Source organism: Variovorax sp. ZS18.2.2, assembly GCF_024701975.1.
In the GTDB taxonomy this organism is placed as follows: Bacteria; Pseudomonadota; Gammaproteobacteria; order Burkholderiales; family Burkholderiaceae_C; genus Variovorax.
Map to the genome: position 1 here is coordinate 1 of NZ_JANLNM010000007.1, position 18,298 is coordinate 18,298.

At 64.3% G+C, this 18,298-nt stretch carries 16 protein-coding genes and 2 pseudogenes; 11 read left to right on the forward strand and 7 right to left on the reverse strand.

Annotation, left to right across the window (positions count from 1 at the left end; translation table 11 throughout):
- Both NU688_RS34075 and NU688_RS34080 read right to left on the reverse strand, forming a co-directional pair.
- Positions 1-1,396: pseudogene (locus tag NU688_RS34075) on the reverse strand (hemagglutinin); the annotation flags it as partial.
- Between the two features lie 96 nt (positions 1,397-1,492).
- Positions 1,493-1,825, reverse strand: a pseudogene (locus NU688_RS34080) (hypothetical protein); the annotation flags it as partial.
- Positions 1,826-2,194: 369 nt separating this feature from the next.
- Between NU688_RS34080 and NU688_RS23875 the strand changes: the two are divergent.
- Genes NU688_RS23875 through NU688_RS23885 form a run of 3 tightly spaced genes read left to right on the forward strand, consistent with a single transcriptional unit; the run spans position 2,195 to position 4,650 of the window.
- Positions 2,195-2,644: a DUF4019 domain-containing protein gene (locus tag NU688_RS23875; RefSeq protein ID WP_257863303.1), complete on the forward strand. Its 450-nt coding sequence runs from the start codon at positions 2,195-2,197 to the stop codon at positions 2,642-2,644.
- The gene (locus NU688_RS23880) at positions 2,641-3,777 is read left to right on the forward strand and encodes a DUF2827 domain-containing protein (protein ID WP_257863305.1); all 1,137 of its coding nucleotides are present in this window, start codon (positions 2,641-2,643) and stop codon (positions 3,775-3,777) included. The genes NU688_RS23875 and NU688_RS23880 overlap by 4 nt, the downstream gene beginning before the upstream one ends.
- A gap of 15 nt (positions 3,778-3,792) precedes the next feature.
- The gene (locus NU688_RS23885; protein WP_257863307.1) at positions 3,793-4,650 is read left to right on the forward strand and encodes a hypothetical protein; all 858 of its coding nucleotides are present in this window, start codon (positions 3,793-3,795) and stop codon (positions 4,648-4,650) included.
- 85 nt (positions 4,651-4,735) lie between these two features.
- Here NU688_RS23885 and NU688_RS23890 read toward each other — a convergent pair whose 3' ends face one another.
- The 5 genes from NU688_RS23890 to NU688_RS23910 form a co-directional block, all read right to left on the reverse strand.
- On the reverse strand, positions 4,736-7,318 hold the full coding sequence (locus tag NU688_RS23890) for a bifunctional aconitate hydratase 2/2-methylisocitrate dehydratase (protein WP_257863308.1): 2,583 nt from the start codon (positions 7,316-7,318) through the stop codon (positions 4,736-4,738).
- Between the two features lie 78 nt (positions 7,319-7,396).
- Complete coding sequence (locus NU688_RS23895) at positions 7,397-7,954, reverse strand: hypothetical protein (protein WP_257863310.1); 558 nt, start codon at positions 7,952-7,954, stop codon at positions 7,397-7,399.
- Positions 7,955-7,992: 38 nt separating this feature from the next.
- Positions 7,993-8,991, reverse strand: a complete 999-nt coding sequence (locus NU688_RS23900; protein WP_257863311.1) for a CoA ester lyase — start codon at positions 8,989-8,991, stop codon at positions 7,993-7,995.
- On the reverse strand, positions 8,988-9,764 hold the full coding sequence (gene tam / locus NU688_RS23905) for a trans-aconitate 2-methyltransferase (protein WP_257863312.1): 777 nt from the start codon (positions 9,762-9,764) through the stop codon (positions 8,988-8,990). Before tam ends, NU688_RS23900 begins: the two co-directional genes overlap by 4 nt.
- 19 nt (positions 9,765-9,783) lie before the next feature.
- Positions 9,784-10,770 (reverse strand): malate dehydrogenase, encoded by a 987-nt coding sequence (locus NU688_RS23910; RefSeq protein ID WP_042578072.1) that lies wholly within the window; start codon positions 10,768-10,770, stop codon positions 9,784-9,786.
- Between the two features lie 183 nt (positions 10,771-10,953).
- Here NU688_RS23910 and NU688_RS23915 point away from each other — a divergent pair, with 183 nt between their 5' ends.
- The 8 genes from NU688_RS23915 to NU688_RS23950 all read left to right on the forward strand — a co-directional run bounded on the left by NU688_RS23915 (position 10,954) and on the right by NU688_RS23950 (position 18,236).
- Positions 10,954-11,712 carry a GntR family transcriptional regulator gene (locus NU688_RS23915; protein WP_257863313.1) on the forward strand — a complete coding sequence of 253 codons (759 nt, stop codon included), beginning with the start codon at positions 10,954-10,956 and terminating at the stop codon, positions 11,710-11,712.
- Positions 11,713-11,946: 234 nt separating this feature from the next.
- Positions 11,947-12,393 carry a succinate dehydrogenase, cytochrome b556 subunit gene (gene sdhC / locus NU688_RS23920; RefSeq protein WP_257863314.1) on the forward strand — a complete coding sequence of 149 codons (447 nt, stop codon included), beginning with the start codon at positions 11,947-11,949 and terminating at the stop codon, positions 12,391-12,393.
- Between the two features lie 13 nt (positions 12,394-12,406).
- On the forward strand, positions 12,407-12,772 hold the full coding sequence (sdhD, locus tag NU688_RS23925) for a succinate dehydrogenase, hydrophobic membrane anchor protein (protein WP_257863315.1): 366 nt from the start codon (positions 12,407-12,409) through the stop codon (positions 12,770-12,772).
- Between the two features lie 15 nt (positions 12,773-12,787).
- Entirely contained in the window at positions 12,788-14,596 is a 1,809-nt protein-coding gene (gene sdhA, locus NU688_RS23930; RefSeq protein ID WP_257863316.1) for a succinate dehydrogenase flavoprotein subunit, read from the forward strand.
- Between the two features lie 48 nt (positions 14,597-14,644).
- Positions 14,645-15,346 carry a succinate dehydrogenase iron-sulfur subunit gene (locus NU688_RS23935; RefSeq protein WP_042578077.1) on the forward strand — a complete coding sequence of 234 codons (702 nt, stop codon included), beginning with the start codon at positions 14,645-14,647 and terminating at the stop codon, positions 15,344-15,346.
- 23 nt (positions 15,347-15,369) lie between these two features.
- On the forward strand, positions 15,370-15,684 hold the full coding sequence (locus NU688_RS23940; RefSeq protein ID WP_099795593.1) for a succinate dehydrogenase assembly factor 2: 315 nt from the start codon (positions 15,370-15,372) through the stop codon (positions 15,682-15,684).
- 25 nt (positions 15,685-15,709) lie between these two features.
- Positions 15,710-17,020, forward strand: a complete 1,311-nt coding sequence (gene gltA / locus NU688_RS23945; protein ID WP_093434816.1) for a citrate synthase — start codon at positions 15,710-15,712, stop codon at positions 17,018-17,020.
- A gap of 127 nt (positions 17,021-17,147) precedes the next feature.
- Positions 17,148-18,236: a purine nucleoside permease gene (locus tag NU688_RS23950; protein WP_257863317.1), complete on the forward strand. Its 1,089-nt coding sequence runs from the start codon at positions 17,148-17,150 to the stop codon at positions 18,234-18,236.
- Positions 18,237-18,298: the final 62 nt, after the last annotated feature.

The following is an 18,298-nucleotide window of genomic DNA, read 5'->3' on the forward strand; positions in this document are numbered from 1 at the left end:
TCAGGCCAGACGACGTGGAGGTCGACAGGCTGCTGATACCGCTCGAGGTGGACGTCGACAAGCTGCTGATGCTGCTGGTCGCCGTGCTCAGACCAGACGACGTCGAGGTCGACAGGCTGCTGATGCCGCTCGAAGTAGACGTCGACAAGCTGCTGATGCTGCTGGTCGCCGTGCTCAGGCCGGACGACGTCGAGGTCGACAAGCTGCCGATGCTGCTCGTCGCGGTGCTCAAACCAGATGACGTCGAGGTCGACAAGCTGCGAATGCTGCTGGTCGCAGTGCTCAGGCCGGAAGATGTCGAAGTCGACAGGCTGCTGATGCCGCTCGAGGTAGACGTCGACAGGCTGCCAATGCTGCTCGTCGCGGTGCTCAGACCAGAGGAGGTCGAAGTCGACAAGCTGCCGATGCTGCTCGTGGCAGTGCTCAACCCGCTCGACGTGGAAGTCGACAGGCTGCTGATGCTGCTGCTCGTCGTGCTCAGCGTGGAAAATAGCTGGCTGCCATTGATTGCATCGGTCGAAGTTGCCGTCACGCGGCCCGCAGCCACATTGGTGACCTGGCGCTCGGCACCTGCTGCGCCCACGCTCACCACGCCAACAGGTGCGGCGCCCGCAAAACCACCGTAAGTGATGCCGCCCACCGTTGCACTAGGGACGCTGGTCGCCGCTGCGGTAGAAGCCCCATCACCCAACGCCACACTGCGCGCAGTGCTTGAGACCGCACCGCGGCCGATGGCGATGCCGGAGGTTGCCGCCGCAGTAACGCTGGACTGTCCGCCAATGGCGATCGAGTCGGTCGCAAAGGTCGACGCCCCAGCAACGGAATTGGAACCGATCGCGGTAGATCCGTCTGCGAACGAGTTCGCCGTCCGGCCAAGGGCAACGGAAAAGGCACCTACGGCTTGAGCCCCAGAGCCGATGGCGGCGCTGCGGTCTCCAATGGAGAGTGCATTGGTCCCCACCGCCAGGCCATTCACCGCATTGACTCCGGTTGACGCGGCGTAGCCGACCGCGAGAGAGTTCGCACCTGCGGCATTCGAAATGGCCCCGAACGCCGCGGAAGCGCTCCCCACGGCATTTGCACCGCTGCCGAGAGCCATGGAGGGTGCACTCCCACCGCCACCTATGGCCGTCGAATTCGCACCAATGGCCATGTCACCGCCATTGACAGCATTGGCACCCAGGCCGATGGCCACGGTGTTCCCGCCCGTCGCCCGGCTCAATCCGCCCAGCGCGATACTGTTCTGCCCCGAGGCCAACGCCCCGGCATTCGCTACAGACCCGGTCGCGATTGCATTGGCCAAGCCGCCGATGGCGATTGCACCGGCACCACTCGCGGTGGTGCCCGTACCGATGGCCACCGTATTCGCGGCGCTGGCCCCCGAATTGCGCCCCATGGCAATGGAGCGGTCCCCCGACGCAACAGCGGACCTGTTGTTTGCGCTGTTGCCACCGTTGTTACCGCCGCCGATCGCCACGGACGATTCGCCAGTAGCCGTCGAGTCATTGCCAAATGCCGATGCCCCTTGACCAACCGTTGCCGACACCCCTGCTGTAGAGCCCGAACCGAAGGCCGTCGCGCCTGCACTCAGCGCGTTGGTGGCATTTCCCACAGCAACAGAAAAGTTGCCTGAAGCAGTCGTCTGTTGTCCCCCGGTAGACGCGCCAACAGCAATGGAGTTGCTCCCCGACGCCGTCGCATTCACGCCGTTTGTGTATGACGCTCCGGCCGACAAGGGCACCAACGCCATTGCACCCGTCAGGATCGCCGCCGAAATCGGGGTCAGTTTCGACTTGCTTCGCTTGCCCCGTGCCGAGGTGAGTTCGGAAGCAGCCACCCACGCGCCAAGGGCTTCGTTCCAGATACTTCTGTATGACTTGTTCATTGAATTCGAGCTCGGTTCTTAGAAGGGCGAGGCAGATCGACACCTGAGTGACGGCTGTCAGTGGCTCGTCACCTGATGTCAGGCGCAGGCGCGCCAATGTTTACGGGAATGCCGCAATGTACGCAGACATTTACATTCCTGATGCAATGCAGCAAGTGAAAAATCACGACCGATGATTTAGTTCACAAAAATTAGCGAATCGTGCTCTCCGGAGGAAAGCACGCGTTGCAGGCAGGCGACGGGCGTTGGGTGCCGCCTAAAATCGCGGCCCCACTGTCACACTGGCTTTCGCCACCAAAGGACGCTCCGATGAAGCAGTTTTTCTTTCGTCTTCTGACTGTTTTTGCACTGACTGCGGCAGCTTCCTGCGCCGTTGCACAGGAAGGCACATCGGCAGACGAACTGATCCAAGCGGGCCTCGCCGGCTTGCAGCAGATCGATGAAGATCGCTCGGGAGATTTGTGGGATGTCGCCTCTGCCTTTGTGAAGACCAAGCTCTCGAAAGCAGAATTCGTGGGCAATGTGCAACGCGCGCGTCAAACGGTCAGCGCAGCCGGCACTGTTGCGCGCCGCGATTGGGCGAGCGTTGTGCGTATCCGCTATCTGGACGAAAGCGCCGGGGTTCCACCTGGGCAGTATGCGAACGTCGATTTCGCCACTCATCTGACCAACAACAAGACCGTCTTCGAAATGGTCAGCTTCCGCCTCGAACCCAGCGGCTGGAAACTCACCGGCTACGTCCCCCGAGAAAAGCAATGACCCCCGGCGCCGGCCTGCGCATCGGCATCACCATCGGCCTGCACCACGAAGCCGAAACCCTCTGGAACAACGGCATCAAGCAGAACGCCGTGTTCCTGGCCGAAGCGCTCAAGCATTGCCCGAGCGTCGCCTCGGTCGTGCTGGTCAACACCACAGCCATTCCCATCACCCCCGCCCTGCCCTGGGACCAGTCGCGCTGGCCCACTGTGACCTTCGAGGCGGCCAAGGACAGCGTGGACGTGCTGATCGAGCTCGGTGGCCAGATCGACGGCGCGCAGACCGACTACCTCAAGCAGCGCGGCGCACGCCTCGTGTCGTACTGCTGCGGCTTCGAGTACGTCCACGCCATGGAGTCGATGCTGTTCAACAAGCCGCTCTGGGGCCAGAACCTGTACATCAACCAGCGCTACGACGACATCTGGATGGTTCCGCAGGTCGCCAACATCAGCCAGCCGTTTTTCGAGGTGCTGCGCCGCACCGAGGCACGCCCCGTGCCTTTCGTCTGGAGCCCGGTGTTCCTCGACGAGCGCACCCGCGCCCTGCCCGATGCCGGCGTGTACCAGCCGCGCGGCGGGCCGCGGCGGCTCAGCGTGATGGAGCCGAACATCAACGTGGTGAAGTTCTGCCTCTATCCGATCCTGATTGCCGAACTGTCCTACCGCGCCCGGCCCGACGCCATCGCCCTGCTGCAGGTCGCCAATTCCGAACGGATGGCCAAGGAGAACATGGAATTCATCACGCTGATGAACCAGCTCGACCTGGTCCGCCAGCACAAGGCGGTGTTCCTGGGCCGGCATGAAACGCCCGTGTTCCTCGCGCAGAACACCGACATCGTGGTGTCCCACCAGTGGGAGAACCCGCTCAACTACATCTACCTGGAAACCTGCTGGCAGGGTTACCCGCTGGTGCACAACGCCCACCTGTGCGCGGACCTCGGCTACTACTACCAGGGCAACGACGTGGCCGGCGGCAGCGCCCGCGTGCTCGAAGCCATCGATACCCACGATGCACGGGCCACCGCCTACCGCGAGCGCCAGCGCGGCCTGATCGACCGTTACCTTCCCGGCAACGCAGCGGCCACCGAGGTCTACAACCAGTTGCTGCTCGGCCTGATGCAGCGTCCTGCCCGATGAACGGAACCCTCCTCCATGCTTGACCCTTCCGAACTCCGGCAGTTCTTTCCGGTGGTCGTGTCACCCAGCCACGACGGCAAGTACTTCCAGAACTACGTGACGTCGCTCCTGAACTTCGCCATCGAAGCCGAGCGCACGGGCATGCGGATGCAGGTGCTGTTCCACCAGGGCGAGAGCCTGGTGACGCGCGCGCGAAACAACTGCGTGGCCCAGTTCCTGGCCAATCCGAACTGGACGCACCTGTTCTGGATCGATGCCGACATCGGCTTCTCGGCGCAGGCCGCCTTCCGGCTGCTGCTGTCGGGCTACGACATCGCGGCCGGCGTCTATCCGCTCAAGCGCGAGAACTGGCCCGCCGAGGGCGTGCCGGCGGGCACGACGCAGCAGCAGTTCGAAGCCACCTTCACCCGCTACACGGTCAACGCGAAGGCGTCCGAGATCACCTCGCAGGTCGAGCTCGAAGTGCAGCCCGACGGCTTCATGAAGATGACCGAAGCACCGACCGGCTTCATGGTGATCAAGCGTGCCGTATTCGAGCGCCTCATCGCGAGCTACCCCGAGCTGAACTACGTGCCCGACAGCATCGGCGAGACCGACCAGGGCCTGCACTACCGCTTCTTCGACGTGATGGTCGATCCCGAGACGCGCCGCTACCTGTCGGAAGACTACGGCTTCTGCCGGTTGTGGTCGGGGCTGGGCGAATCGGTCTACATCGACGCGAACTCCAACCTGAGCCACCAGGGCGCCAAGATGTACCGCGGCGATTTCGCCAACTCGCTGGTGACCTCCCTGGCACATGCGGTGGGCGGCCCTGCCGGCGCTCCGATGGTGCTCAAGGGCCGGGAGTATCTGCAGCCGAACCTGCCGGGATAGCCGCGCGAGCGCAACGCCCACGAAAAAGCCCCGTCGAAACGGGGCTTTTTCAATGGCTCGCCCTGGAAGGGGCGAATCGACCGGATCAGGCCGTAGCCGCGTCCGCCACCTTGTAGTCGTCGATCTTGTCGAAGTTCAGGTATTGGTAGATCTGGCTGCTCGATGCATCGAGCACGCCCGTCGCGGCCATGTACTCCTCGCGCGTCGGGATGCGGCCCAGGCGCGAGCAGATCGCGGCCAGTTCGGCCGAGCCGAGGTACACATTCGTGTTCTTGCCCAGGCGGTTGGGGAAGTTTCGGGTGCTGGTCGACATCACCGTGGCGCCTTCGCGCACCTGTGCCTGGTTGCCCATGCACAGCGAGCAGCCCGGCATCTCGGTGCGGGCGCCGGCATTGCCGAAAACGCCGTAGTGGCCTTCTTCGGTGAGCTGCTGCGCGTCCATCTTGGTCGGCGGTGCGATCCACAGCTTGACCGGAATGTCGCGCTTGCCTTCGAGCAGCTTCGATGCGGCGCGGAAGTGGCCGATGTTGGTCATGCACGAGCCGATGAACACTTCGTCGATCACGGCACCGGCCACGTCGCTCAGCGTCTTCACGTCGTCCGGATCGTTCGGGCAGGCCACGATGGGTTCGTGGATCTCGGCCAGGTCGATCTCGATGACAGCGGCGTAGTCCGCGTCGGCATCGCCCTTGAGCAGTTGCGGGTCCGCAAGCCAGGCTTCCTGGGCGGCGATGCGGCGCGTGAGCGTGCGGGCATCGGCATAACCTTCGGCAATCATCCACTTCATCAGCGTGATGTTGCTGTTGATGTACTCCTGGATCGGTTCCTTGTTCAGGTGGACCGTGCAGCCGGCGGCCGAGCGTTCGGCCGAGGCGTCGCTCAGCTCGAAGGCTTGCTCCACCTTCAGGTCGGGCAGGCCTTCGATTTCCAGGATGCGGCCCGAGAAGATGTTCTTCTTGCCCTGCTTGGCGACGGTCAGCAGGCCCGACTTGATCGCGTACAGCGGAATCGCGTTGACCAGGTCACGCAGCGTGACGCCCGGCTGCATCTTGCCCTTGAAGCGCACGAGCACCGATTCGGGCATGTCCAGCGGCATCACGCCGGTGGCGGCCGCGAAGGCCACGAGGCCGGAGCCCGCGGGGAAGCTGATGCCGATCGGGAAACGGGTGTGGCTGTCGCCGCCAGTGCCGACGGTGTCGGGCGTCAGCAAACGGTTGAGCCAGGAATGGATCACGCCGTCGCCCGGACGCAGCGAAACGCCGCCGCGGTTGGCCATGAAGTCGGGCAGTTCGTGGTGCATCTTGACGTCGACCTTCTTCGGGTACGCCGCCGTGTGGCAGAACGACTGCATCACGAGGTCGGCCGAGAAGCCGAGACAGGCCAGGTCCTTGAGCTCGTCGCGCGTCATCGGGCCGGTGGTGTCCTGCGAGCCGACCGAGGTCATCTTGGGTTCGCAGTAGGTGCCTGGGCGCACGCCGGTGCCTTCGGGCAAGCCACATGCGCGGCCGACCATCTTCTGGGCGAGCGAGAAGCCCTTCTTGGTGTCGACCGGGCTGGTCGGCAGACGGAACAGCGTGGAGACCGGCAGGCCCAGCGCTTCGCGCGCCTTGGTCGTGAGGCCGCGGCCGATGATCAGCGGAATGCGGCCGCCGGCGCGCACTTCGTCGAACAGCACGTCGCTCTTGACCTGGAATTCGGCGATGACCTTGCCGTCTTTCAGCGCCTTGCCTTCGTAGGGACGCAGCTCGACCACGTCGCCCATGTTCATCTGCGCCACGTCGAGCTCGATGGGCAGTGCGCCCGAGTCTTCCATGGTGTTGTAGAAGATCGGCGCGATCTTGCCGCCGAGGCAGACGCCGCCGAAACGCTTGTTCGGCACGAAGGGAATGTCTTCGCCGGTGAACCACAGCACCGAGTTGGTGGCGCTCTTGCGCGACGAACCCGTGCCGACCACGTCGCCGGCGTAGGCCACGAGGTGGCCGCGCGCGCGCAGGTCTTCGATGAACTTCACCGGGCCGCGCTTGCCGTCCTCTTCGGGAACGATGCCGGGGCGCGCGTTCTTGTGCATCGCCAGGGCGTGCATCGGAATGTCGGGACGCGTCGTCGCATCGGGTGCGGGCGACAGGTCGTCGGTGTTGATTTCGCCAGCCACCTTGAAGATGCTGACGGTGATGCTCTCGGGCACTTCGGGGCGGCTGGTGAACCACTCGGCATCGGCCCAGCTTTGCAGCACGCCCTTGGCGTTGGCGTTGCCCTTGTCGGCCTTTTCCTTGACGTCGTGGAACTGGTCGAACATCAACAGGGTTTTCTTCAGGCCCTCGGCCGCCACGGCGCCGACTTCGGCATCGTCCAGCAGGTCGATCATCGGGCTGATGTTGTAGCCGCCGAGCATGGTGCCGAGCAGTTCGGTGGCACGGGCGCGCGAGAGGAACGCGCTCTTCTCGGTGCCATGCGCCACGGCTGCGAGGTAGCTCGCCTTGACCTTGGCCGCGTCGTCCACGCCGGCGGGCACGCGATAGGTGAGCAGGTCCAGCAGGAAGGCGCCGTCCTTTTCGTTCGCGCTCTTGAGGAGCTCGATCGCTTCAGAGGTCTGCTTCGCGCTCAGGGGCAGCGGCGGGATACCGAGCGCGGCGCGTTCGGCAACATGGTCAACGTAGGCTTGCAACATCTTCTTTTCTCCGGAAACTGGGCTGGCGGGTATGCAGCGCGGCAAGCAAGAGCCGCGCCGCATCCCTTGTGGGGGCTCTTACTTCTTGGCCGGGTCGGCGCCTTCGAAAAGGCTCTTCGGCGGGTTCTTCTTCATTTCTTCGGCAAAGGCGACCTGGGCGGTCGTCTGGCATTCGTCGGCGATGCGCAGACCGGCCTTCTGGTTCATCAGCATCGACTTGTTGCCCAGCTGCAGCCACATGGCGCCGGCACGCGGGTCTTCGAGGCGGATGGCGCCGGTGCGGCTTTCGACCGGGTGCATGCGGTACTTCAGGCCCTTGGTGGCCACGTTGAAGAAGCCGGGCTTCTTCTCGTCTTCGGTCACGGTCACGTCGGCGCCGAGCTCGCACTGGGCCTTGCCGGTGGACACGCGCTTGGCGACTTCCAGGTCGGCATCGGTGAGCACGATGTTGGTCTCGTCGCTGATCGGCGTGACTTCCTCGACGGCCTTGGCCGCCTTGCGGGTGACCTGGCGCTTGGGCGGGGCCTTCTTGGCTTCGGTGGACTTCGCGGCCGGCTTGGCGGGCGCTGCACTCTGCGCCATGGCACCGAACGGCAGAGCCAGGGCCACTGCGGCGATCAGGGCAATTTTCTTCATGTGTGGGTTTCCTTGAGGCTGGGTTCGAAGGTTTCGTTTCAGGAGGCCGCGAATGCAAACCAGGCTTTCGCCTCGGAGGGCAACGCGCGCCCTGTTGCGTGGGCGCGCGTCAGAACCTGCCAGAAGTGGCGGTAGCTCGCGCGGTCGTGCAATGTGCCATCAATTTGTGTCGGCGCCCAATCGGCAGCTGCGGCTTTTGCAATGATTTGTGTAGCAATCTGGATTTGCGCCTCGTCAGGCGCAAAGGCCTCGAGGATCGGCCGGATCTGGTTCGGATGAATGCTCCACATGCGCGTGTAGCCGAACTCGGCGGCCGCCTTGCGGGCCGCGACGCGCATCGCGTCGGTGTCGTTGAACTCGGTCACCACGCAGTGCGAGGGCACCTTGCCGTAGGCGTGCGCCGCGGAGGCGATGGCCAGCTTGGCGCGCACCACCAGCGGATGCGTGAACTGCCCGGCCGCGCCCATGCCGTCGGCGGGAATGGCGCCGGCATGCGCCGACACGAAATCCATCAGGCCGAAGCTGAGCGACTGCACGCGCGGATGCGCAGCGATTTCAAAAGCGTTGTGCACCGCCAGGGGCGATTCGATCAGCACGTGCAGCGGCAGCGCGTCGGCATCGGCCGCTTCGAGCGCGGCAACGGCCTGCAACACATCGGCCACCGATTCGACCTTGGGCACCATGAGGTGACTCAGCCGTTGACCGGCGCGTCCGGCGATGGTGATCACGTCGCCCGCGAAGGCCGGGTGGTCGACCGGGTGCACGCGCACGCCGACGCGCATGCCGGGCTTGGCAGCCAGCGCCAGCTCGGTGACGAGCGCGGCATGCTCGGCCTCGCCGCCCACCGGGGCGCCGTCTTCGCAGTCGAGGGTGACGTCGAACACGCAGGCGCCGAACTCCTCAGCCATCTCGGCCTGGAGCGCGAGGCTCTTCTTCATGCGCGCTTCGACGCCGCTGTAGTGGTCGCACACAGGCAGCGTCACGGCGCCGGCTTGTGCGCCGAGCAGCACTTCACCCGGGTGGACAGCCTTGGTCATGCTTTTTTCTGCGCCACGATGAACATGCGCGGAAACGCGAGCAACCGCTTGCCGTCGGTGCGCGCCGGATAGGCCTCGTTCACGCGGCGCTCATATTCGGCGAGATAGCTCGCCTGCAGATCGGGCGGGAGCCGATCGACGAAGGGCTTCAAGCCCGTGCCGCGCACCCATTCGACGATGGAAGCAGCGTCGGCCATGCGGTGCTGGTAGATCGTGTGCCAGACATCGACGTTGGCGGCATGCGGCGCCAGCAGGTCGTAATAACCGCCGAGCGGCAGCAGCTTGGTGCGCAGCTTGTCGGCGTCGCCGATGGGCTCGGCCCAGGGCGCTTCGGCGGCCAGCGCGCGCATCAGGCGGTGCGTGGGCTCCTGGCGGTTGTCGGGCATCTGGACGGCAAGCACGCCGCCCGGGGCCAGCGCGTCGAACAGGCGCGGGATCAGCGTTTCGTGATCCGGCACCCATTGCAGGGACGCGTTGGCATAAATGAGATTGGGCGCTTCTTGCGGCGCCCAGGTCGCGATGTCGCTCAACTCGAATCGCGCACCGGGCAGGCGCTCGCGCGCGCTGACCAGCATGGCTTCGGAGTTGTCGGTCCCGAGGGCTTGCGCCTTCGGGAACCGGTTGACCAGCAGCTCGGTGGAGTTGCCCGGCCCGCAACCGAGGTCGACCACGCGGTCGGCTTCGGCCAATGGCACCCGCGCCAGGAGTTCCTGTGCGGGTCTTGTGCGCTCGTCCTCGTAGCGACGGTAGAGCGCGGGGTTCCAGTCGAGCATGCTGGCTGGCCTTGCTTGCTTACAGCAGGTGGGCCACGCCGGCGCGTTCGCCTTCGAGTTCTTCGAGGGTCTTGTTGATGCGTTCCTGGCTGAATGCATCGATCTCCAAGCCTTCGACCAGCTTGTACTCACCGTTTTCACAGGTGACCGGGAAGCCGAACATCACGTCCTTCGGAATGCCGTACTGGCCGTCCGACGGAATGCCCATCGTGACCCACTTGCCGTTGGTGCCCAGGGCCCAGTCGCGCATGTGGTCGATGGCGGCGTTGGCGGCCGAGGCAGCCGACGACAGGCCGCGTGCTTCGATGATCGCCGCGCCGCGCTTGCCGACGGTCGGAAGGAAGGTGTTGGCGTTCCATTCCTGGTCGTTGATCATCTTGGCGACGCTTTCGCCGTTGATGGTGGCGAAGCGGTAGTCGGCGTACATCGTGGGCGAGTGGTTGCCCCAGACGGTGAGCTTCTCGATGTCGGCCACGGCCTTGCCGGTCTTGGCGGCGATCTGGCTGGCGGCGCGGTTGTGGTCCAGGCGCAGCATGGCGGTGAAGTTCTTGCGCGGCAGGTCGGGCGCGCTCTTCATGGCGATGTAGGCGTTGGTGTTGGCCGGGTTGCCGACCACGAGCACCTTGACGTTGCGGCTGGCGACGGCATTGAGGGCCTTGCCTTGCGCGGTGAAGATGGCGCCGTTGACGGCCAGCAGTTCGGCACGTTCCATGCCGGGGCCGCGGGGACGCGAGCCGACCAGCAGGGCGTAGTCGGCGTCCTTGAAGGCGGTCATCGGATCGCCATGGGCTTCCATGCCGGCCAAGAGCGGGAAGGCGCAGTCGTCCAGTTCCATCATCACGCCCTTGAGCGCCTTCTGGGCCTTCTCGTCGGGGATTTCGAGCAGTTGCAGGATGACCGGCTGGTCTTTGCCGAGCATTTCGCCGGACGCGATACGGAACAACAGGGCGTAACCGATTTGACCGGCGGCACCGGTAACGGCAACGCGGACAGGCTTTTTGCTCATGGGAAGACTCCAGAAGGTAATGAAACGGTGTCGGCGCTCTCGTGGGGCGCCAAGGTCCGACGGGGGAAACAACGTCCCGCGGCGCGAGACCGGCCCGCATTTTAAGCCGATTCAATGAGCCTCGTCTTATGTCTTATATAAGATATCCTCGGGGGCGACGCCACGGCGCACCCCACCGCTGCCATGAACACCCCCACCGCCCTCGACGAGCCCGCGACGCCGTCCTTCAGTCCGCTCTACCAGCAGATCAAGACCTTGATCCTGCAGAGCCTGCAGGCGGGCGAGTGGAAGCCGGGCGAACCGATCCCCAGCGAGATGGACCTGGCCGTACGCTTTCGCGTGAGCCAGGGCACGGTGCGCAAGGCCATCGACGAACTCTCGGCCGAAAACCTGGTGGTGCGCCGACAGGGCAAGGGCACCTTCGTCGCCACGCATGCCGAGCAGCATGTGCAGTACCGCTTCCTCAAGCTGGTGCCCGATGCCGGCGATCCGAACATCGAAGGCCCCGCCGAACGCACCATCGTCGACTGCAAGCGCCAGCGCGCATCGGCCGATGTGGCGCGTGCCCTGGGCCTGCGCACCGGGGATGCGGTGCTGCAGGTGCGGCGCGTGCTCGCCTACGCGGGCGTGCCGACCATCCTCGAAGACCTCTGGCTCCCCGGCACGCCCTTCAAGGGGCTCACGGCCGAGCGCCTGCGCGCATGGCCCGGCCCGATGTATGCGCTCTTCGAAACCGAGTTCGGCGTGCGCATGGTGCGTGCCGAAGAAAAAATCCGTGCGGTGCTGCCCGATGCGGAGCAAGCTGCACTGCTTGCGGTGACGCTGCAGATGCCGTTGCTCAGCGTGGAGCGCGTGGCGCACACGTACCACGACATGCCGATGGAGCTGCGCCGCGGGCTCTATCGCACCGACACGCACCACTATCGCAATCAGCTCGGCTGACAGCGCATCGTCATGGAACATCGATTCAATCGCCCTGCATGGCCCGCACGCCGCGCGCAACATGCTACGAAGTCAATAGCAACCCACTGCCGCAGTGCGCCGACTCGGGCGCCACGGATGCGCGATGGTGCATTGCAATAGAATTTTGCGTTGTTTGCATTTCCGCAGAAGAAACAAAAGCGTTCGCTCTCAGAACAAGCCAACAAGTCACAAAGCCACGAAAGCATCCCCTCAATGACAGAGCTTGCAACTCCCCCCCGGCCACCGCGTCGCGAATTCCGAAACATCAATGCGTTCACCGATCTCACGACCTATCGGCTCCCGCCGGCCGGCATCGTGTCGATCCTGCACCGCGTCAGCGGCGTGCTGATGTTCCTGCTGCTGCCGTTCATCATCTGGATGTTCGACACCTCGCTCTCGTCGGACTATTCGTTCGCCAAATTCAAGGCCGTCTTCAACAGCGGCCTTGGTTTCGTTCCGGGATGGTTTTTCAAGCTCGTCGCACTCGCGCTGATCTGGGCCTACCTGCACCACTTCATCGCGGGCCTGCGTCACCTCTGGATGGACGTGAGCCATGCGGCCGTGACCAAGGAATTCGGCCACACCTCGGCCGTCGTCACGCTGGCACTGAGCGTCTTGCTCACCCTGGTGCTCGGCGCCAAGCTGTTCGGCCTGTACTGAGAAGGAGCCACCCATGTCTGTGAATTACGGCTCCAAGCGCATCGTCGTCGGCGCTCATTACGGTTTGCGCGACTGGCTCAGCCAGCGCATCACGGGCGGCCTGATGGCGCTCTTCACGGTCATCCTGCTCGCGCAGGTGATCTTCTCGCGCGGCCCCATCGGCTACGACCTGTGGGCCGGCATCTTCGCCGCGCAGTGGATGAAGGTGCTGACCTTCTCCGTGATCGTTGCCCTGCTCTATCACGTGTGGGTCGGCATGCGCGACGTGTGGATGGACTACGTCCAGCCCGTCGGCATTCGTCTCGTGCTGCAAATTTTCACCATCGTCTGGCTTGTCGGTTGTGCGGGTTGGGCCATTCAAGTGCTTTGGAAGATCTGACCTGACATCCCCACCATGACCTACACAAAAGAACAAATCACCAAGCGCAAGTTCGACGTCGTGATCGTCGGCGCCGGCGGCTCCGGCATGCGCGCCTCGCTGCAACTGGCACGCGCCGGCCTCAACGTGGCCGTGCTCTCCAAGGTGTTCCCGACCCGTTCGCACACCGTCGCTGCGCAAGGCGGCGTGGGCGCATCGCTCGGCAACATGAGCGAGGACAACTGGCACTACCACTTCTACGACACGATCAAGGGCTCCGACTGGCTCGGCGACCAGGACGCGATCGAGTTCATGTGCCGCGAAGCACCGAAGGTCGTGTACGAGCTCGAACACTTCGGCATGCCCTTCGACCGCAACCCCGACGGCACGATCTACCAGCGCCCGTTCGGCGGCCACACGGCCAACTACGGCGAGAAGCCCGTGCAGCGCGCCTGCGCCGCGGCCGACCGCACCGGCCACGCGATGCTGCACACGCTCTATCAAAAGAACGTCGAAGCCCGCACCCAGTTCTTCGTCGAATGGATGGCGCTCGATCTCATCCGTGACGACGAAGGCGACGTGGTCGGCGTGACCGCGCTCGAAATGGAAACCGGCGACCTGCACATCCTGCAGGCCAAGACCGTGCTGCTGGCCACCGGCGGCGCGGGCCGCATCTTCCAGGCCTCGACCAACGCCTTCATCAACACTGGCGACGGCCTCGGCATGGCCGCGCGCTCGGGCATCCCGCTGCAGGACATGGAGTTCTGGCAGTTCCACCCGACCGGCGTGGCCGGCGCGGGCGTGCTGCTGACCGAAGGCTGCCGCGGCGAAGGTGCGATCCTGCTGAACAGCAACGGCGAACGCTTCATGGAGCGCTATGCGCCCACGCTGAAGGACCTGGCGCCGCGCGACTTCGTTTCGCGCTCGATGGACCAGGAAATCAAGGAAGGCCGAGGCTGCGGTCCCAACAAGGACTACGTGCTGCTCAAGCTCGACCACCTCGGCGCCGAGACCATCCACAAGCGCCTGCCTTCGGTGTACGAAATCGGCGTCAACTTCGCCAACGTCGACATCACGAAGGAGCCGATTCCTGTCGTGCCGACCATCCACTACCAGATGGGCGGCATCCCGACCAACATCAACGGCCAGGTCGTCATCCAGAAGGGTGAAGAGAACAGCGCCGTGGTGAACGGCCTCTACGCCGTGGGCGAATGCTCCTGCGTGAGCGTGCACGGCGCGAACCGCCTGGGCACGAACTCGCTGCTCGACTTGCTGGTGTTCGGCCGCGCGGCCGGCAACCACATCGTCGAATTCAACGACAAGCTGAAGGAACACAAGGACCTGCCCAAGGATGCGGCCGACCGCACACTGGAGCGCCTGAACCGCCTCGAATCGACCACCACCGGCGAATACGCGCAGGACGTGGCCGGCGAGATCCGCGCCGTCATGCAACAGCACGCCGCCGTGTTCCGCAAGCAGGCCTCGATGGACGAAGGCGTGGTCAAGATCGCCGCGGTGCGCGAGCGCGTCAACGCCATCGGCCTGAAGGACAAGTCCAAGGTGTTCAACACCGCCCGCATCGAAGCGCTGGAAGTCGACAACCTGATCGAAGTGGCACAGGCCACGATGGTCTCGGCCGCCGCCCGCCGCGAATGCCGCGGCGCCCACACGGTCGAAGACTACGAACGCCCGGCGGATGATCCGGTTTCGCCGCTCGGCCGCGACGACGTCAACTGGATGAAGCACACGCTCTGGTACAGCCAGGACAACCGCCTCTCGTACAAGCCGGTCAAGCTGCAGCCGCTCACGGTGGCCTCGGTTCCGCCGAAGGTCCGCACGTTCTAAGTCACGGCTAACAGTCAGCCAAGTAAAAGCACTCACAAGGTCACTACGATGAAGCGCACATTCCAGATCTACCGCTACGACCCGGACAAGGACGCCAAGCCCTACATGCAGACGGTCGAGATCGAACTCGACGGCCACGAACGCATGCTGCTGGACGCCCTGATGAAGCTCAAGGCGCAAGACCCGACGCTGTCGTTCCGCCGCTCGTGCCGCGAAGGCGTCTGCGGTTCCGACGCGATGAACATCAATGGCAAGAACGGCCTCGCCTGCCTGACCAACATGCTCACGCTCAAGGGCACGATCGTGTTGAAGCCGCTACCGGGCCTGCCGGTGATCCGCGACCTGATCGTGGACATGACGCAGTTCTTCAAGCAGTACAACTCGATCAAGCCGTACCTGCAGAACGACAACGTGCCGCCCGAGAAGGAACGCCTGCAATCGCCTGAAGAGCGCGAAGAGCTCAACGGCCTGTACGAGTGCATCCTGTGCGCGAGCTGCTCCACGAGCTGCCCGAGCTTCTGGTGGAACCCCGACAAGTTCGTGGGCCCGGCCGGCCTCCTGCAGGCCTACCGCTTCATCGCCGACAGCCGCGACGAAGCCACCGCCGAGCGCCTGGACAACCTGGAAGACCCGTATCGCCTCTTCCGCTGCCACACGATCATGAATTGCGTGGACGTGTGCCCGAAGAGCCTGAACCCCACCAAGGCCATCGGCAAGATCAAGGAATTGATGGTGCGTCGCGCCATCTGATCCTTCTTCAAGAAGCAATCACCATGCAAACCGCCGACGAACTCCAGCAGCCGCTCAGCGAACGCGCGCTGAGCAAGCTGAAATGGCGTTGCCGGCGCGGCCTGCTCGAAAACGACCTGTTCATCGCCCGCTTCTTCGAGCGGCACGAATCCCACATGACCAACGGTCAGGCGGGAGCGATGGAGACATTGATGGACCTGTCGGACAACGACCTCCTCGACCTTTTGCTGCGCAGGAAGGAGCCCGAGCCCGAATGGGCCGGTGCCGAGGTGGTCGCATTGCTGCATTTGATGCGCACCGACGGCGCCCAGCGCCCCGCAATCTCTCCTTCGTCCTGAATCCTCCTTCTGAAAGTAAATCGAAATGAAAGCATCCGATACCAAGGCCACGCTGTCGTTCAGCAACGGCGGCGACAGCGTCGAACTGCCGATCTACAAGGGCACCGTCGGTCCCGACGTGATCGACATCCGCAAGCTGTACGCACAGACCGGCATGTTCACCTATGACCCGGGCTTCATGTCGACCGCCGCCTGCCAGTCGGCCATCACGTACATCGATGGCGACAAGGGCGAGCTGCTGTACCGCGGCTACCCGATCGAGCAGCTCGCGACCAACTGCGACTTCATGGAAACCTGCCACCTGCTGCTGTACGGCGAACTGCCGGACGCACCCAAGAAGGCCAACTTCACCAAGCTCGTGACGAACCACACGATGGTGAACGAGCAGATGCAGTTCTTCCTGCGCGGCTTTCGCCGTGATGCCCATCCGATGGCCATCATGACCGGCCTGGTGGGCGCTCTGTCGGCCTTCTATCACGACAGCACGGACATCAATAATCCCGAGCACCGCGAGATCGCCGCGATCCGCCTGATCGCGAAGATGCCCACGCTCGTGGCCATGGCCTACAAGTACACGATCGGCCAGCCGTACATGTACCCGAAGAACGACCTGAGCTATGCCGGCAACTTCCTGCACATGATGTTCGCCACGCCGTGCGAGGAGTACAAGGTGAACCCGGTGCTCGAGCGCGCGCTCGACCGCATCTTCATCCTGCACGCGGACCACGAGCAGAACGCCTCGACCTCGACCGTGCGCCTGTGCGGCTCGTCGGGCACGAACCCCTTCGCGGCCATTGCGGCCGGCGTGGCCTGCCTCTGGGGCCCCGCCCACGGCGGCGCCAACGAAGCGGCGCTCAACATGCTCTACGACATCCAGAAGGAAGGCGGCGTGGAGAAGATCGGCGAGTTCATCAAGAAGGTCAAGGACAAGAACTCGAACGTCAAGCTCATGGGTTTCGGCCACCGCGTGTACAAGAACTACGACCCGCGCGCCAAGCTGATGCAGGAAACCTGCAACGAAGTGCTGACCGAGCTGGGCCTGGAACAAGACCCGCTGTTCAAGCTGGCCAAGGAACTGGAAAAGATCGCACTCGAAGACGAATACTTCGTCTCGCGCAAGCTCTACCCGAACGTGGACTTCTACTCGGGCATCGTGCAGCGCGCCATCGGCATCCCGGTGCCGCTGTTCACCGCGATCTTCGCGCTGGCCCGCACGGTCGGCTGGATCGCCCAGCTGAACGAAATGATCGGCGACCCCGAGTACAAGATCGGCCGCCCGCGCCAGCTGTTCGAAGGTTCGCCCAAGCGCGACGTGAAGCCGATTTCGGCGCGCTGAGCACCGGTCTTCCTGCAATCCTGAAAACAAAAAGCTGCCTTCGGGCAGCTTTTTTTTGGGCCGCAGAATGAGGCTGCATCCGGCGCTCGCCGGATGTCCCACCCACCTCGATTGAAGGAGAAATGGAATGCCTCGTTTTCGCCCCCCGACCCGATGGCTTGCCAGTGCGTTGACCGGCGCCGCCGCGTCTCTCCTGTTCGGCTGCGCGCAAGCAGACACCCTCTCGGTGTCCTCCGATTCGACGGAGGCGCTGGTATCGACCTCGCACCGCCAGATCGCGCCCAAGGTGCTGATCATCAGCATGTTCGTGCCCGAAGCCCAGGTGTGGTGGGAGCCGCTGAAGCTCACGCGCGAGATCAAGGTGCCGGGCCTGTCGGCCGAGAATCCGCTGGTCCGTTGCAACGCCGATTCGGTGTGCCAGGTGACAACCGGCATGGGCCACACGAACGCCGCAGCCTCGATCACGGCGCTGATCTTCAGCGGCAAGTTCGATCTCTCGCGGACCTACTTCCTGGTCGCCGGCATAGCGGGTGTCGACCCCAACGTCTCGACCATCGGCTCCGCCACCTGGGCGCGGTACCTGGTCGACTTCGGCATCGCGCACGAGATCGATGCGCGCGAAATGCCGTCGGGCTGGCGCTCCGGCTATTTCGGCATCGGTGCCAAGGACCCGGACTCGAAGCCCACGTTCGAATACCGGACCGAAGTCTTCCGACTGAACGAGAAACTGCTGCAGAAAGCCCTGAAGCTGTCCGCCAGTGCGCCACTGATCGACAACGACAAGGCACGCGCCTACCGCGCGCAGTACCACGAGCCGGCCGCCAGGGCTCGCCCGTCGGTGCTGCAATGCGACACCGCCGCCGGGGACACCTACTGGCACGGCAAGTACCTGGGCGAAACCGCCACCCATTGGGTTTCGCTCGTGACCGATGGGCAGGGCAAGTACTGCACCACCCAGCAGGAGGACAACGCGACCTACGAGTCACTGAAGCGCGGCTCCGCGGCCGGACTGCTCGACCTGCAGCGCGTGGCGGTCCTGCGCACCGCCTCCAATTTCGACCGCCCTTTCCGGGGGCAAACCGCGTACGCCTCGCTGCAGGCCGAATCGGGCGGGTTTCCGCTGGCGACCGGCAACCTCCTGATTGCAGGCCGTCCTCTGGTCGACGCGATCGTCGACAACTGGCCGGCCTGGAGGGCGGGGATTCCCACCGACTGACCGCCGAAACCGGCTCGTCGCAAGACGGCAGCAAGGCCATCGCATATCGCGATGGCCTTGCC